Genomic DNA, 14372 nt, shown 5'->3' on the forward strand with positions numbered 1-14372 from the left:
CGGCCCAAAAAGCTCGGCCGTCTCGTGCGACCCTGTTTGAAACTTGATAAGCGGAATCGGCAATGTTTCAAAAGCAAAGACTCACCCATCAGTCACGGGCTGTCATCACAGGCTCTGGAAGCGGCATCGGCAAAGCCCTCGCATTGGAGCTGGCCCGTCGCAAGGGGCTCATCGTCTGTTCGGACATCAGCCTGCAAGCGGCTGAGCAGACCGCCCGGGAGGTTCGGGCAGAAGGCGGCGAGGCCTGGGCTGTCGCCTGCGACGTTAGCGATCTGGCGCAGGTTGAGGCACTGGCCCAGCAAGCTCAGGAGCTACTGCCGCAACCCCTGAACCTGGTGATCAACAACGCCGGCATCGGTATCGGCGGCCAGAAGATCGGCGACGTCCCAATCGCGGATTGGGCCTGGACCATCAACATCAACCTGTGGGGCGTTATCCACGGCTGCCACGTGTTCACGCCGCTTTTGAAGGGCCAGCCAGCCGCCGGCATTATCAATGTTGCCTCCACTGCGGCCTTCTCCGCGGCACCGTTGATGGGGCCCTACAACGCCACCAAAGCGGCCGCCCTGGCGATTTCGGAAACATTGGCCGCGGAGCTCTCCGAAACCAACGTTCAGGTCACCGCGCTCTGCCCCACCCTGGTGAAAACCAACATTGCCGCCAATGGCCGGATCACTGGCGATTCCGGTGCCCTGTTCAACCGGTTGATGGACCGTTTCGGAATGTCAGCCGAACAGGTGGCCAGAATCACCCTCAATGGCCTGGACCGGGGCCAGCTGTATGTGATGCCGCAACTGGACGCAAAACTGATCTGGCGCCTGAAACGACTGCTGCCAAGCGGCTACGCCGTCGGCACAGGCTTGCTGAACCGTTTTGTCAGTAGGACCGGGAGCGTAACCGAAGAAGAGACAACGAGAGGTAGACTCCATGGCTAAAATCGACCTGGACAAGATGTTGGAGAAGATCAAGAGCTCCCAGTGGTCACTGTCCGACGTGGATTGGGACGCACCGGGAGCCGAGCTGATAACCGCCGAACAGTGGCCCAAACTGAAAGCCTTCATGGCCGACCTGATGTGGATCGAACATGTAGGTGCCCGCGCTTTCGCAGCCATGGCCAAGAAAGCACCGGATGACACGCTGCGGGAAATTTACACCTATTTCCACGCCGAAGAACAGCGCCACGCCAACGCCGAAATGGCGCTGATGAAACGCTGGGGCATGCTGGAAGAAAACGAGCTGCCCGAGCCCAACAACAACCTGCGCCTGGTGATCGAGTGGCTGGACCGCTTTGCCGACGACCAGCCCGTGTACGTGCTGGGCACCGTGGTCCCCATGCTGGAGATTGCGCTTGATGGTGCCCTCTGCAAGTTCCTGCTGGAAACCGTGGACGACCCCGTCTGCCATCAGGCCTTTGAGCTGATCAACAACGACGAGTCCCGGCACCTTGGCGTTGGCTTCACGGTGATGGAAATGCAAGGCCATGGAAAAACCTACAGGGAACTGGCGCGTATGGTGGCCCAGCTGATGGACCCCCGGCTGATCCTCGGTATCGCCTCCTACTTTCCGTTGCTGAACAAGATGCGCGACAACATCATCGAAATGGGCCTGCCGGAAGAGAAACTGTACGCAGCCATGCAGAAATTCGAAAAGATTGGTGGCCGCTCAGAAGACGGCCGGCGCAACCCCTGGTTCCAGATCATCAAATACCACGGGCGTTTCGTGGTGGATCGGGGTAACCGGTTCTACCACAAGCCGATCGACGCCCTGGTCAAAGTGACCGACGCCATCCCCCGGCGAGCCTTCCCCGCTGTACCCAGCTGGGTGCGCGAAATCACCTACCAGACGACGGCCTGACACCATGACTGACGTACAGACGACACCTGTGGTTACCACCCTGATCATCGGGGCCGGCTTTGCCGGACTCGGCTCCGCCATCCGCCTGCAGCAGGAAGGCATCGATGACATGGTCATACTGGAACGGGACAAGCAGGTAGGCGGAACCTGGCGGGATAACCAATACCCCGGTGCCGCCTGCGACATCCCCTCAAACCTGTATTCCTATTCGTTTGCGCCAAACCCGGATTGGTCCCGAAGCTTCTCCGGTGCTCGCGAGATCCTGGGCTACATCCACCATCTGGTGAACCAGTTTGACCTGGCCCGATACATTCGCTTTGGCACCAACGTCACCGGCCTGAACTGGGATCAGGACAGGGGCGTATGGGAGGCCACCACCGAGGGCGGAGAAACCTACTACGCAAAAACCGTGGTGATGGCCCAGGGGCCGTTATCGAACCCGGGCTTTCCGAATATTGCAGGCATCGAAGACTTTCAGGGCAAAAAAATCCACAGTGCCCAGTGGGACCACAACTACAACCTGGAAGGCAAGCGTGTCGGGGTAATCGGTACCGGAGCCAGCGCCATCCAGATCGTGCCAAGCATCGTGGGCAAGGTCGACAAGCTGACCGTGTTCCAGCGGACACCACCCTGGGTGATGCCACGGCCAGATTTCGAAACGCCGGACTGGCAGAAGCTGGCGTTTCGAAAACTGCCCCTGAGCCAGAACGCATTGCGCAAGGCGCTCTACCTCGCCCACGAATCCATGGCTCTTGGGGTGATCTGGAACTCACCCCTCACTCGCCTGGCAGAGCGGCTGGGCAAGTGGCACCTGCGCAATCAAGTGAAGGATCGCTGGCTTCGCCGCCAGCTAACCCCGAACTACCGCCTGGGCTGCAAACGGGTATTGGTATCCAGCGACTATTACCCGGCCCTACAGCAACCCAATTGCAAGTTGATCACCTGGCCCATTGCCCGGATCGATGAAAACGGAGTGCGCACGGTTGAGGGCATCGAGCACCAGTTCGACTGCCTGATTTTTGCCACCGGTTTCAACGTAAGCAACGCCGGCACACCGTTTCCGATTACCGGTGTGGATGGCCGGCAATTGAACGACGAGTGGAAAAGGGGCGCATCGGCCTATAAAAGCATCAATGTTGCCGGCTACCCCAACCTTTTCCTGACGTTCGGCCCCAACTCCGGCCCCGGGCATAACTCCGCTCTGGTGTATATGGAGTCGCAGATTAACTATATTGTTAAAGCCGTGCGCACCATCACCAGCCTTGACCTGAAAGGATTGGACGTGCGCCAGAGCGCACAGGAAAGTCACAATCGTGCGATACAGAAACGGTTGTCACGAACCAACTGGAACACCGGCTGCAAAAGCTGGTATCTCACCGAGGATGGGTTTAACGCGACGATGTATCCGGGATTTGCCACACAGTATGCGCTGCAAATGAAAGAAGTTGTTCTGAAAGATTATCGGCTTCTGCCGCATAGCTGAAGAGTCTTTCAATATCTCCAGGGCTTCGGGGCGCATTTTGCTGTGGGTATCTGCGATCACACCAATTTGCATCTACGCCCCCTTTTATCTTCAGTGATGCCCACCCGGCCCATGCGCGTGGCCGTGCGCTATCTCTTCCGCATCGGCGGCACGTACTTCGATCACTTCGATATCGAAGGTCAGGGTTTTACCGGCCATCGGGTGGTTGGTGTCGACATCGGCAAATTTGAGGCCGACCTTAGCGACGACCACATGGCGCGGGCCCTGCTCCGTTTGCACCTGGGCGATCATGCCCCGCTTCCAGCGTTTGGCCCCCATCAGATGCTTGACCGGCACGCGCTGAACGGCATCGGCCTTGCGCGGACCGTAGGCTTTTTCCGGAGTGACGGTAACGCTGAACGTATCGCCAGCCTCGCGACCTTCCAGAGCTTCTTCCAGGCCCTGGATAACACCGCCGTGGCCATGCAGGTAGGCATTCGGCTTGCCACCACGGGAATTCTCAACTTCGTTGCCCTGTTCATCACGGACACTGTAGTGAAACAGGACCACCTGATTCTTTTCGATTGGCATAGGATAGGTTCTCTTCGACGGTTCAAAGTACGCCATTATACCCAGTGGCGGCACTGACTTCAGTGAAGGCAAATCAGACCTGCCTCGGTTCACTTCCATCTGATAACAGGTCGCGGAACTTTTTTCAGCAAGCTATGATCAGGTAACAACACTCTCCGTTAATTCGAAATCTGACCCACACTCTGATTTTCCTCCAACAGCAGATGAGGTTCATGAATGGTAGGCGCCAACTTGGGAGTAAAGTATCAGGAGCTCAGACAGCAGTATGCTCAAAACCTTCCAAGCCGCGCAAAGGAACTGAGAGCTTCCTGGAGCCATTTGCAACATGTCAATTGGGACAAGAAAACACTGTTGCTCATGGATCGGTGCGCCCACAAGCTGTCGGGCAGCGGAACTACGTTCCAGTTTTCTGCCATCAGCGAAAGTGCACAGGTCCTCGAGAGCCAGTTGCAGCACGTGCTGAATAAACCGGTAGCAACTCCCATAGAACGTGACCAGATTGAAGCCTCGCTCCAGGCTCTGGAGCGGGCCATTGACCAGGCTATCAATACCGCCACCCAGAACGAAACGGCCCCGGCGGCTGTGACTGTCATAAACCATCACCGAATCGCCGTCATCGAGGACGATCGCAACCAGGCGGTTTTTCTGCAGGGTTGGTTGGAACAACGGGGCTTTGATGTTGACACGTTCGACACGCCAAACGCCTTTAGCCAACAAACAAACGACTACTACCACTTGATTCTTCTGGACATCAGCTTCCCCGACGGCGCTTTGGAGGGAATAACGCTTCTTGACCGCCTCAAGCACCAGGTGGATGCCTGTAGCCCGGTGATCATGATGTCAGCCCGAAATGACATCGTCGCACGTATGCGGGCTATGCGGGCCGGCGCGGATGGCTACATCACCAAACCCCTGGATATGGACGCGCTGGAGAAGCGGATCGATCAGCTACTCAGCACCAGTGTCAGGCAAAGGGTACTTTGGGTGGATGACGACAGCGACCTGCTCGCCTACTATCAAGACTTACTGTTCAATCAAGGTTACGAAGTAGAAGGCCTTTCCCAGCCCGCGAGAATTCTCGAGCGCATCGAACAGTTCCAACCTGACGCCATCGTGCTGGACCACGAAATGCCGGGCGTTCAAGGTCTGGAACTTGCCCGCGCGCTGCGCCAGGACCCAAGATATCTCACCATCCCCATCCTGTTTGTGTCAGCGTCGCAGGCAGTAGCCGACCACCTTGAGACGAACAGCATGGCGGGCAATGAGTTCTTCCAGAAACCACTCGACAATCAACGATTCTTGGCGGCGCTGCATCATCACCTGGCACAGGCTCAACGCATCTCGGCGCGCATCAACCTGGTCAGTCAACGCAAAGAACGTCAGGGCTTGCAGAACCATGACTTTTTTCTGACCGAACTGGCCTCCTCCCTCGCTTATCTTGAGGCCTCGCCTAACAACCAGGCGCGGTTTCTGGTCCAGGTGGAAATCGACCGCGAGGAGTACCTGCGCGCACAGCATGGCGCACGCGCACTGGCCAGTTTAACTGCCCGCATGGAGCACCACTTCGCGGACCAATTGGGTGCCAGGGATTCCGGCTGTCGCCTGGGCGGCGGCAGCTTCCTGTTTCAAATAACCGCGCCTGTAGCCGAGGACGCAAGTGCCTATCTGGACCAGTTTCACCAACGCCTGAACAGCCCGGCATGGTCCCTGGGTGAACCGCCGAATTCCGTTACCGTCAGTATGGGCGTATTGCCTCTTACAGAAGCGGTGAATGAAGACAAGGCCCTGATGGAAGTCGAGCAGGCTTGTTGTGAGGCCATGCAGGCGGACAACGCTCGGGTGGTCTGGCGGCGGGCGCCGGAGCGTTCCGATCATAGCAAACTGGATGATCGCATTCGGGAACTGCTAGATGCCCAGGCCTTCAAACTGCACTACCAGCCGATCGTGAATATGAACTCCGGAGATACTGTCTTTGAAGCCCTGGTACGGCTAGTGGATGAAGACGATGCCTTGTATCTGCCCGGCCAGTTCTTGCCACAGCTGACAGAGGGAAATCATGGCACCTTGCATGATCTCGATCGTTGGGTCGTGGAGCACGCGCTTGAGGGACTCTCAGAGCTTTCGGGAAAAGCCGCAGCGGGTTACTCCGTGGCGATCAAACTCGCGTCCCCCATGGCGGATGTAGCCAGAATGATGCCCTTTCTCAGCAGCGGTATGCGCAACGCGAGCATCAAAGGCAAACGCCGCATTTACCTCGCATTGTCCAGCCCAACCGTGATCAAAGACGTCGCAAAGGCCAAGCAGGTATTAAACGTGCTGCACGGCATGAACTGTGGTCTTATCATCGAGCACGTTGAGACCGGCCCGGCATCGATTGAACTGCTGAAAGAGTTGCCGACCGTGGAATTCGTGAAGCTGGCTCCAAAGTATGGCGCCAGCGCCGAGCAGACGGCTGAACTGGAAAACATGCTTCGCCAGCTTACCGGGGTCTTCGGGTCGAGCCAGCCAATCGTAGCCACCCGGGTCGAAGACGCCAAGGCTCTGACGTGGTTCTGGGACCGTGGCATCCGCCATTTTCAGGGGCACTTCATCCAGGCGCCGGAAGTGGCCATGACCTTCGAGCTCTGAGCATCACGACCTCGTGCGCGCAACCAGGCGCTAACGCCCCCCGGTTCGGCAGCGTGCACTTCAGTCAATTCGATATAGAAGGTCAGGGCTTTACGGACCATCGGTTTTACACCTCATTCGCCTTACGATAGCTACCCCGATAATCAAAAATCCGCTCCTGCACCTGCCAATAATGCTTCTGCTTGCGGGCAACAACAAAATCCGGCGCTGGCAACAAGGCCTGGCTCTCAAGTACTTCCTCCGCCTTGCTGAATGTTTTCGGCGCTCGGCCGTTCGCGAAACGCCGCCCGAACAGCTTGTTGAAAACGGTGCGCTGGCCAGGCTTGCTGAAATCAAACGACTCCCTGAGTTCCTCCCCGTCCTCGCCGTGATAGGTCACTCTCAGCTTGTTTCCATCAACACTGAGTGCAATTCCAGCGCAACGGATCACCATGGCATCCTTGAGCTTCAGCGCATCTCTCAGCTGATCATCCGGGTCGATAATGGCTTTCTGGCATCGGTGACAGTTGCGGGCGGCAATATCGTTCTCGCCACCGCAGTGGGGACACTCCTTGAAGCGAAAACGGTAATCACACTGTTCAAGGCGACCTTTCTGCGAAGCAGGCTCGTCTCCGTCCACAGGCTCCAGAAGCCCCTGACAACGGCGCCCGTAGTGCTCGATCACACGGCCTTCACTGTCTGTTTTGCCCCAGAAGATATTGGCAAAGCCACAGCCCGGGCAGAATACCTGCACCGGCTCACTGTCCGGGTTCGGTTTCGGTTCGCCCACCTCCGGATGATGCAGATTCACGTGGTTGCCCGCGTAATCAATCACCAGGCAATCCTGCTTGCCCTCGTCAAGGCGAAGACCACGGCCCACGATCTGCTGATACAGGCTGACCGACTGGGTAGGCCGAAGAATGGCAATAACGTCCACATGGGGCGCATCAAAGCCCGTGGTGAGCACGGATACGTTCACCAAGTACTTCAACTGCCGCTGTTTGAATCGTTGAATCAGCATGTCCCGATCTTTCTGATCGGTCGCGCCAGTTACCAAAGCGGTCTCATATTCAGGAAGATAACCGGTGATCTCCCTAGCATGCTCCACCGTGGCCGCAAAGATCATCACTCCCTGGCGCTCAGCGGCCAGTTCCATCACCTGCTCAATGATCGCGCGGGTCACACGCTTGTGTTTGCTCAGCAGCTGGTTGACGTCCTTCTCGGCATACTCGCCAAAGCGGTCCCGAGCCAGCGCGGAGAAATCGTATTGCGCCACTGCCGCATTCACCAACTCGGGCCGGGTGAGATACCCCCGATTGATCATATAGCTCAACGGCAGTTCGTAAATGCAGTGCTGAAAGGGCTTGTCCTGCTCGTCAACAGAGCCGCGAACAAAGCCCCGGTAGTGATAGCGATAGATCCAACCCATGGCCAGACGGTAGGGCGTAGCGGTCAGCCCAAGCACTTTGAGGGCGTCATTCTGTTGCCGTAACAACTCGATGATCCGTTGATACTGACTGGTTTCATCACCACTGACCCGATGGCACTCATCGATGATGACCAACGAGTATTCGTCCCGGAACTGATCCAGATTCGCCGATACCGACTGCACACTGGCAAAGGTCACCTGATGCCGGTTTTCCTTGCGTTTCAGCCCGGCGGAGAAGACGCCGCCCTCCAACCCATAGCTCTGATACTTGGCGTGATTCTGCTCCACAAGCTCTTTGATGTGGGTCAGCACCAGAATTTTGCGCTTAGCAAGACGGGCCAGCTCGGCAATGACCAGGCTTTTGCCGGCGCCGGTTGGCAGCACGATGACGGCAGACTCATCGGATCTGCGGAAATGATTCAGCGTGGCGTCGACGGCTTCCCGTTGGTACGGGCGGAGTTTGAAAGGGGCTCTTGAATATGCAGGCATCCTAGAAAAACAGTACCGGAGACACCCCAAACCGCTTGCCTAGGGCCTCCATGTGTTTGCGGGTCAGCTTCTTTCCTTCAGCACCATTGAGAATTTTGCTCACATTGCCTTTTGAACCCAACTCCGGCAAATCAGCAACCCCAAGACCGTGCTGAACCATCATGGTTTTCAGCACAGCAATCCCCCTGTCCGTTTCAGCAACAGCGGCATTAAAGTCGGAAAACTCTGTAGCCTGGTCCTCCCAGCGCTCAATGCTGACAGCCAGAATTTCAATGAGAAGCCTGTTGGCGTCATAGTCGTCCACCAACTGATCCATCAGCTCCAACGCTCGCTCATAGTCGTCCTGAGTTTCAATATGGGCCACAAAAGGCACCTGAGATAGCGCTTCTCTGATCTCAACAAAAGCAGGCGATAACATAAGCCTCACTCCTTATTGCGACGGTATTTGTCAGTAAGCCGGTCGTATTCGGCGTGGCTGCAAATGTGTTTTACGTACATGCGATTATCACGAAATTCAATGAAGGCAATCAGCCGAAGATTGTTACCGCCGATGTCGATAACCCACCATTTGTCCCGGTATTTAAAATTGTCCAGGGACGGAAACACCTTGCGCAGCTGCTCAGGTGTTTCAAACCGTCCATTTCGCAACGTGGTGTAGGTATTCACCAGAGCCTCCCGATCATTGGGAAACTGCTTGCCAGCATCGTTAAACGGTTTTCTTGAAATAATGTGCACAAACGTTCCTTGTTTCCTTTTTTGAAACCATACCACGAAGTTTCAAAAAAGGAAACTATCGATCTGATTCGCAGACTTGGCGTTGTTCCGGATTCTACCTTGCTGTCCTTGCGGGAGATCTACAAATAGGCTGGAGCCGTCACGCCCTACCCATCAAAAGCCATAACGACAAGCCGGCAACCACAGAAAGAAGCACCGCCACATGAACAGCCAGGTTCTTCCGGGCCGTTGGAGCGGGCTTTCTGGCGAAACGAAAATAGTCGTCACCAAACAGCCCAACGCCGCAGCCCTCACAGTAGTTTTTTGAGTAGGAAAGCCTCAGTTCGGATGGGTCAAATTTTTTCCGACAGCTGTAGCAACTCGGCTTGATCATTCCGGCCCCCGGGCAGAGCGGTGTTCGGTCAACAATCGGCAACTCCCCACCGCCTGCGCCTGAAGATACTCACAAAACGCCGTCACATCGGGATTCGTGAACTCACTGGAAATGAACTCACCCGGAATCAGCCCTTCATCCCATCGAGACGTCACCAAAGTATGGGGATACGCCACATCGTCGCCGGGATAAATCTGCACCACCGCTTGGGTCTGGTGAATATAAAGATCACGAAGTTCTTTGGCACACCTAAGCGTACTCAGGTCATGCCTGGCATCACACTCATAGTCCTTCCCGATGAAGAACTCACTGGCAACGGAAAACAGCGTGTTTTCATCCAGAGCAGTCGACGGCGCCGGATGAATGGTTCTGGCGACATCGCCGGCCATGTTGGTACAACCGGCGATTAACGACAGCAATGGAATCACCAACACCTGAAACTTATTCACAACAGCGTCTGACCACTTAATCTTTTCGATTGGCATAACGTTTTCTGCAACGGTTGGAGGTAGGCCATTATAGCCAGCAGCGGCGCTGACTCCAGAAGCCGGCGATCGGAACACCTCGGCTCAACCTGGTGAACAGGAGAGTATGCCGCCCTCTCCAGAGAGAGCCAGGTCTATCGCGGCCATCCACCTTATGCAACAATGATATAACAATATTCTATTTAGATAACATTGTAAGGAAACAGAACGATGAAAAGGATTTTGGCGTGCACCTTTATTTCGGCATTAATGGTCGGTTGCGGAGGCGGCGGAAGTGGGAGCGATCTGGAAAAAACCAACGAAAATACCACTCCCGGTTCAGGTTCGTCTGACGGGAACGACGATAGCGACCCCGTGACGCCACCCGATCAAGTCACGGTACTCGAGGGCACCTGGAAGAAACCATGCGGGCACGTGGAGGGCGAAGCACACTACGATATCGTGACGGTCTCTTTCACCCGCAGCGCATTTGCCACAAGTATCGAGAACTACATCGATAGCGCTTGCACCACCCCGTTACCGGAAGCTCCAAATCCTACCTCATCAGGCAACTTCACACTCGGTGAAGACGTTTTACTGAGTTCCGGCCTCACCGCTACCGAACTCACGTCGCATGTGACTCAGTTCAATGGCGCCGACTTCGAGATCGACGAGTACAATGTCGTTTACATCAACAACAATATTCTCTACACAGGAGAAGGCACAACCAGTTCGCCAGACCAGCGGCCAACCAGTCTCGATTATGATCGTCCATTCTATCGACTGAACTAGGTTACTTGCCCAGGGGCGCTACCCTTTCAGATTCAATGCTCTTCCCCTCGCAAAACCTTATACCGAGCACACGCCTTGTCCCTGTCTCTTAGAAGGCGCGGATCCGAGCTACCAATAGCAGCCGCAATCAGGGAGTTACATTCCTGCCGCGCCAAAAGAAACTCGGAGGAAGATTGATGAACACGCTGAATAACAGCACTTGACGAAGGCTCAGGCTCCACCGTCCGTGAATCGGTTTTGGGCTCGCTTTCAGGTCTGTGACGAGTGGGCTGCGGTGCGCTTTCAACCCTGTGCTCAGGCACCCTTTTTGTGTCTATTGCCATCTCCTGCGAAGCAAAATTCCAATAGGCGTTCATTCCGATCGCGCCGACGCCCAACATCAAGGCTGGAAAAACCAAGAACTTGAGGCGTCCCCTACTCGGCCGACGAGGCGCTTCAGCGTAGCGCTCGGCAACCAAATTTCTCACATGGTGAGCATGGGCCCGGTCGGTGGCGAAAGATGCCTTGAGGCGACCAGCTGCCACCTTCTCCCGAACCTCCGCCACCTGCTCCAGGCTAAGCAAAGGATCAATCTTCGACTTGATATAACGAACATACCCCAGCCCCTGAGTCACGTTTTCCGGCATGGGTGTTTTGAACGTGCTGTCCCCCACAAACACCACCACCGAGTGCACCTGATGGTCGTTTAACCCGAGCAATGCCTGGAGCGTTTTTACGTGCTTATAGTTCTGGTGCAGCGGGTTCTGGAACTTGTGATTGGAGCGGAAAATCTTCTGGGTCCAGAAGCGCTGATGAGGGCCACCAAATATCCAGCCCTTCATGTTTTTTGTCTCGACAACGAAGACCCCGAATTCCGACACCAGAACATGGTCAATCTGCGTGGTGCCGTCCTCTGTGGGGAGGGTAACGTTCTTGATGAGATGGTAGCGGGATTTATCCAGTAACCACCGTGCGGAGAAGTTGACCAGAAACTCGCCAAACTTACCTTTGAACCAGGGCGACTTGATTACACCCAGCATGATTGCAAGGGGCAACAGGTACCAGAGTAGAGTGATAAGGAGCTGGTAGACCGGGCTCAAATCCATTTCTCAAACATCCTTGCTTCGTTTCCTAAATCCATCCGACGTGAAACATAAATCAGTCTTCGTTTCGGCGCCTTAGGATTTTTGTAACTACTCGCCAAGGAAACATCGGCCACTGTGGCCGAGCAACAAAAACGTGCTTTGAGAGTTCGGAGCTGAAAAGGCCGACAGAAACTGCCGGCCGAGAGAATTCCAGGTACTTAGCGCGCAAGAATCTGAACTATGCGTTTACGCTGCAACCGTCGATCTCTTCGTCGATAATCAGATTCCCCTCTACACGGAACCCTATCCGGCCAACCAGGAACGCCTGCTGCAGACTGGTTATGACAAGGTCAGTCAGACCAACGGCACAAGCTTATGTTTTTACTGCAAAAATGAAATAGCGAAATGTAGTCAATTGTAAAAGTTTGCCAAGAACCACATCGGACAAGTGCATGCTGGTAAAGTCATTCGTGGCTGATCACAACTGGAGCACAGAGGACAATGGCTATGATTGTTTGCGGAGTTGAACTGACGGGCAGCGATGCGGTGGTGTGTTTGCTGAATATGGACAGAGGGCAGTTCAACCTGCCGGAGTGCAAGGTGCGCAAACTGTCACTGCCGAAAAATCATAGCCGTGAAGACCTGAAGCGTTTTCAGGCGGCCTTTGCGGAGTTAATGGCCGAGTACGGGGTCACCCGCGTCGCGATCAAGGAGCGGATGCCGAAAGGTAAGTTTGCCGGCGGTGCCATCAGCTTCAAATTGGAAGCGGCCATTCAACTGATCACCGATACTGAGTTAACCGTGACCTTGCTGCCCCCGGCAATGATCAAATCTACCCTGGCATCCAACCCGCTGCCGATTGCGTTTGCCGATACGGGGTTGAAGGTGTTTCAGGAAACAGCCTTTATCACCGCCTATGTCGCTCAGATGACCAGCATGAAAGGGGCCGCATGAACGTGAGTCAGCCGATGCTCGGCTCCCACTGACACGCTGCCCCTAGGACAGCTGTTCCTGCGGCACCGCCTGGCTTGAGCCTGCCTCTGCCGCCTCATATTTATCCTCGGAACGGGCAATCACTGAAGTGCACACCAGATCCCCGGTGACATTCATCGCCGTGGCCCCCATACCCACAAGGGCATCGATGGACACCAGCAGCGCTACGGTTTCAATGGGCAGGCCCACCTGGGCAAACACCGTAGCAATCATCACGATACCCGCACCCGGCACACCGGCCGTACCGATGGAGGCCAGAGTGCCGATCAGAACGATTTCCAGCATGGTGACAAAGTCCAGGGGCACCCCGATCACATTGGCGGCAAAGGCTGCAGAAATCGCAATGCGGATGCCGGCTCCATCCATATTGATGGTGGCCCCCAGCGGCAAGCTGAAGCCATAGATACTCTGGGGAACACCCAAACGCCGCGCTGCGTTCAGAGTCAGGGGCAGCGTTCCGGAACTGCTCTGGGTGGCAAAGGCCGTGGCAACCGGAGCCCGTGCCTCACGAACAAAGTCCATCAGGTTAACGCCATTGAGGCGCATAAGAACCCCGTAGACCACCAGCTGTACCGCCAGGGCAATGTACAACACCATCACCATATCCCCGAGGGCCAGTATCGTGTTCATGCCCTGCTCACCTGCCGTGCTGGCCACAATCGCAAACACACCAATCGGAACATACTGGAGCACCCCGGCCATCACTTTCATAGTGACCTCGTTCAGGCCGGAAACCACGCCATACACCCGCTCTGCGACTTCGCTGTGAACCTTTGACTCACGCAGCTTCAACAGGGCAATGCCAAAAACAATCGCGGTGAAGATAATCCCCAGCAGGTTCGGCTCGGCAAAGGCCTCAACCATGTTGGTGGGAACAATATTCAGAAGTACCTGGACGAAGCCCGGATTCTCCGGCACGTCGACACTTTCCGAAGACGTCAATTCCAGGCCACTGCCAGGTGCGAAAGCGGAAGCTACACCCAGCCCCACCGTGATCGCCAGGGCCGAGGTCAGCACATAGAAGCCCAACATTTTCCGGCCCACACGCCCCATACTGCCAAGATTGGCCTGATTGATTCCCACCATCAGGGTTAACAGGACAATCGGCACAACCAGGAACTTCAGCAACCGAAGCAGCAATTCCCCCAGAGGGTCCAGCCATTCAGCCACCGTGGGCCCGCCCACCAATCCAACAACCAGACCAAGAACAAGCGCAATACCAATGCGCAGCACCAACGACGTATTCAGATAGGCATCAAGTACAGCTTTCATGGAGGCTCCCGTTATACCCTGGCCCGTCAGTGAGCAGGCGTTCAAAAACGTAAGGTCAGGGATTCTGGTCAGTACCGGCTCACGGGTAAACCGGTATTGCCACGTACTTTACTCACAGAAGTTGTGGATAAGTTTGTTGGAAACCTAGGGTTAAATACTCATAAGCCTTGTGCCACAAGGCCTCGGGGAATCTGGTGCAATTATGGGCTATACGTGAGTGGTATATGGATATGAAGGATCCGTCTCA

13 protein-coding genes are annotated in these 14372 nt (G+C 55.6%); 6 read left to right on the forward strand and 7 right to left on the reverse strand.

The genetic code is table 11. From position 1 onward, the window contains the following. Positions 1 to 62 precede the first annotated feature (62 nt). The 3 genes from MDG893_RS05485 to MDG893_RS05495 are packed head-to-tail and all read left to right on the forward strand — an operon-like array spanning position 63 to position 3337. Complete coding sequence (locus tag MDG893_RS05485; protein WP_007152740.1) at positions 63 to 935, forward strand: SDR family NAD(P)-dependent oxidoreductase; 873 nt, start codon at positions 63 to 65, stop codon at positions 933 to 935. Further along, positions 928 to 1854, forward strand: coding sequence for a hypothetical protein (locus MDG893_RS05490; protein ID WP_007152741.1), 927 nt, complete (start codon positions 928 to 930; stop codon positions 1852 to 1854). Before MDG893_RS05485 ends, MDG893_RS05490 begins: the two co-directional genes overlap by 8 nt. 4 nt (positions 1855 to 1858) lie before the next feature. Continuing rightward, positions 1859 to 3337 (forward strand): flavin-containing monooxygenase, encoded by a 1479-nt coding sequence (locus tag MDG893_RS05495; protein ID WP_007152742.1) that lies wholly within the window; start codon positions 1859 to 1861, stop codon positions 3335 to 3337. Between the two features lie 90 nt (positions 3338 to 3427). Here the strand turns inward: MDG893_RS05495 and MDG893_RS05500 are convergent, their stop codons facing one another. Then, positions 3428 to 3907, reverse strand: coding sequence for an FKBP-type peptidyl-prolyl cis-trans isomerase (locus MDG893_RS05500; protein WP_007152743.1), 480 nt, complete (start codon positions 3905 to 3907; stop codon positions 3428 to 3430). A 216-nt stretch (positions 3908 to 4123) separates the two neighbouring features. Between MDG893_RS05500 and MDG893_RS05505 the strand changes: the two genes are divergently transcribed. Beyond that, the gene (locus MDG893_RS05505; RefSeq protein ID WP_083797666.1) at positions 4124 to 6535 is read left to right on the forward strand and encodes a response regulator; all 2412 of its coding nucleotides are present in this window, start codon (positions 4124 to 4126) and stop codon (positions 6533 to 6535) included. 106 nt (positions 6536 to 6641) lie between these two features. Here MDG893_RS05505 and radD read toward each other — a convergent pair whose 3' ends face one another. The 4 genes from radD to MDG893_RS05530 all read right to left on the reverse strand — a co-directional run bounded on the left by radD (position 6642) and on the right by MDG893_RS05530 (position 9989). Further along, positions 6642 to 8432 carry a DNA repair helicase RadD gene (gene radD, locus MDG893_RS05510; protein ID WP_007152745.1) on the reverse strand — a complete coding sequence of 597 codons (1791 nt, stop codon included), beginning with the start codon at positions 8430 to 8432 and terminating at the stop codon, positions 6642 to 6644. A gap of 1 nt (position 8433) precedes the next feature. Then, positions 8434 to 8850, reverse strand: a complete 417-nt coding sequence (locus MDG893_RS05515; RefSeq protein ID WP_007152746.1) for a helix-turn-helix domain-containing protein — start codon at positions 8848 to 8850, stop codon at positions 8434 to 8436. Between the two features lie 5 nt (positions 8851 to 8855). Beyond that, the gene (locus MDG893_RS05520; protein WP_007152747.1) at positions 8856 to 9167 is read right to left on the reverse strand and encodes a type II toxin-antitoxin system HigB family toxin; all 312 of its coding nucleotides are present in this window, start codon (positions 9165 to 9167) and stop codon (positions 8856 to 8858) included. A gap of 369 nt (positions 9168 to 9536) precedes the next feature. Continuing rightward, the gene (locus MDG893_RS05530) at positions 9537 to 9989 is read right to left on the reverse strand and encodes a hypothetical protein (RefSeq protein WP_157132775.1); all 453 of its coding nucleotides are present in this window, start codon (positions 9987 to 9989) and stop codon (positions 9537 to 9539) included. Between the two features lie 246 nt (positions 9990 to 10235). Here MDG893_RS05530 and MDG893_RS05535 point away from each other — a divergent pair, with 246 nt between their 5' ends. Further along, on the forward strand, positions 10236 to 10796 hold the full coding sequence (locus MDG893_RS05535; RefSeq protein ID WP_007152750.1) for a hypothetical protein: 561 nt from the start codon (positions 10236 to 10238) through the stop codon (positions 10794 to 10796). A 32-nt stretch (positions 10797 to 10828) separates the two neighbouring features. Here the strand turns inward: MDG893_RS05535 and MDG893_RS05540 are convergent, their stop codons facing one another. Further along, the gene (locus tag MDG893_RS05540; RefSeq protein WP_007152751.1) at positions 10829 to 11881 is read right to left on the reverse strand and encodes a nuclease-related domain-containing protein; all 1053 of its coding nucleotides are present in this window, start codon (positions 11879 to 11881) and stop codon (positions 10829 to 10831) included. A gap of 486 nt (positions 11882 to 12367) precedes the next feature. Between MDG893_RS05540 and MDG893_RS05545 the strand changes: the two genes are divergently transcribed. Beyond that, on the forward strand, positions 12368 to 12814 hold the full coding sequence (locus MDG893_RS05545) for a DUF3010 family protein (RefSeq protein ID WP_007152752.1): 447 nt from the start codon (positions 12368 to 12370) through the stop codon (positions 12812 to 12814). 42 nt (positions 12815 to 12856) lie between these two features. On the opposite strand, the gene MDG893_RS05550 is transcribed toward MDG893_RS05545, so the two are convergent. Continuing rightward, a complete protein-coding gene (locus tag MDG893_RS05550; protein WP_007152753.1) occupies positions 12857 to 14125 on the reverse strand; it encodes a dicarboxylate/amino acid:cation symporter in 1269 nt (422 codons plus the stop codon). Positions 14126 to 14372: the final 247 nt, after the last annotated feature.

This window comes from Marinobacter algicola DG893 (genome assembly GCF_000170835.1).
Lineage (GTDB): Bacteria > Pseudomonadota > Gammaproteobacteria > Pseudomonadales > Oleiphilaceae > Marinobacter > Marinobacter algicola.

Coding starts and splice junctions, on each gene's coding strand:
- MDG893_RS05485 (WP_007152740.1), top strand. CDS start 63: ATGTTTCAAAAGCAAAGACTCACCCATCAGTCACGGGCTGTCATCACA.
- MDG893_RS05490 (WP_007152741.1), top strand. CDS start 928: ATGGCTAAAATCGACCTGGACAAGATGTTGGAGAAGATCAAGAGCTCC.
- MDG893_RS05495 (WP_007152742.1), top strand. CDS start 1,859: ATGACTGACGTACAGACGACACCTGTGGTTACCACCCTGATCATCGGG.
- MDG893_RS05500 (WP_007152743.1), bottom strand. CDS start 3,907: ATGCCAATCGAAAAGAATCAGGTGGTCCTGTTTCACTACAGTGTCCGT.
- MDG893_RS05505 (WP_083797666.1), top strand. CDS start 4,124: ATGGTAGGCGCCAACTTGGGAGTAAAGTATCAGGAGCTCAGACAGCAG.
- radD (WP_007152745.1), bottom strand. CDS start 8,432: ATGCCTGCATATTCAAGAGCCCCTTTCAAACTCCGCCCGTACCAACGG.
- MDG893_RS05515 (WP_007152746.1), bottom strand. CDS start 8,850: ATGTTATCGCCTGCTTTTGTTGAGATCAGAGAAGCGCTATCTCAGGTG.
- MDG893_RS05535 (WP_007152750.1), top strand. CDS start 10,236: ATGAAAAGGATTTTGGCGTGCACCTTTATTTCGGCATTAATGGTCGGT.
- MDG893_RS05540 (WP_007152751.1), bottom strand. CDS start 11,881: ATGGATTTGAGCCCGGTCTACCAGCTCCTTATCACTCTACTCTGGTAC.
- MDG893_RS05545 (WP_007152752.1), top strand. CDS start 12,368: ATGATTGTTTGCGGAGTTGAACTGACGGGCAGCGATGCGGTGGTGTGT.
- MDG893_RS05550 (WP_007152753.1), bottom strand. CDS start 14,125: ATGAAAGCTGTACTTGATGCCTATCTGAATACGTCGTTGGTGCTGCGC.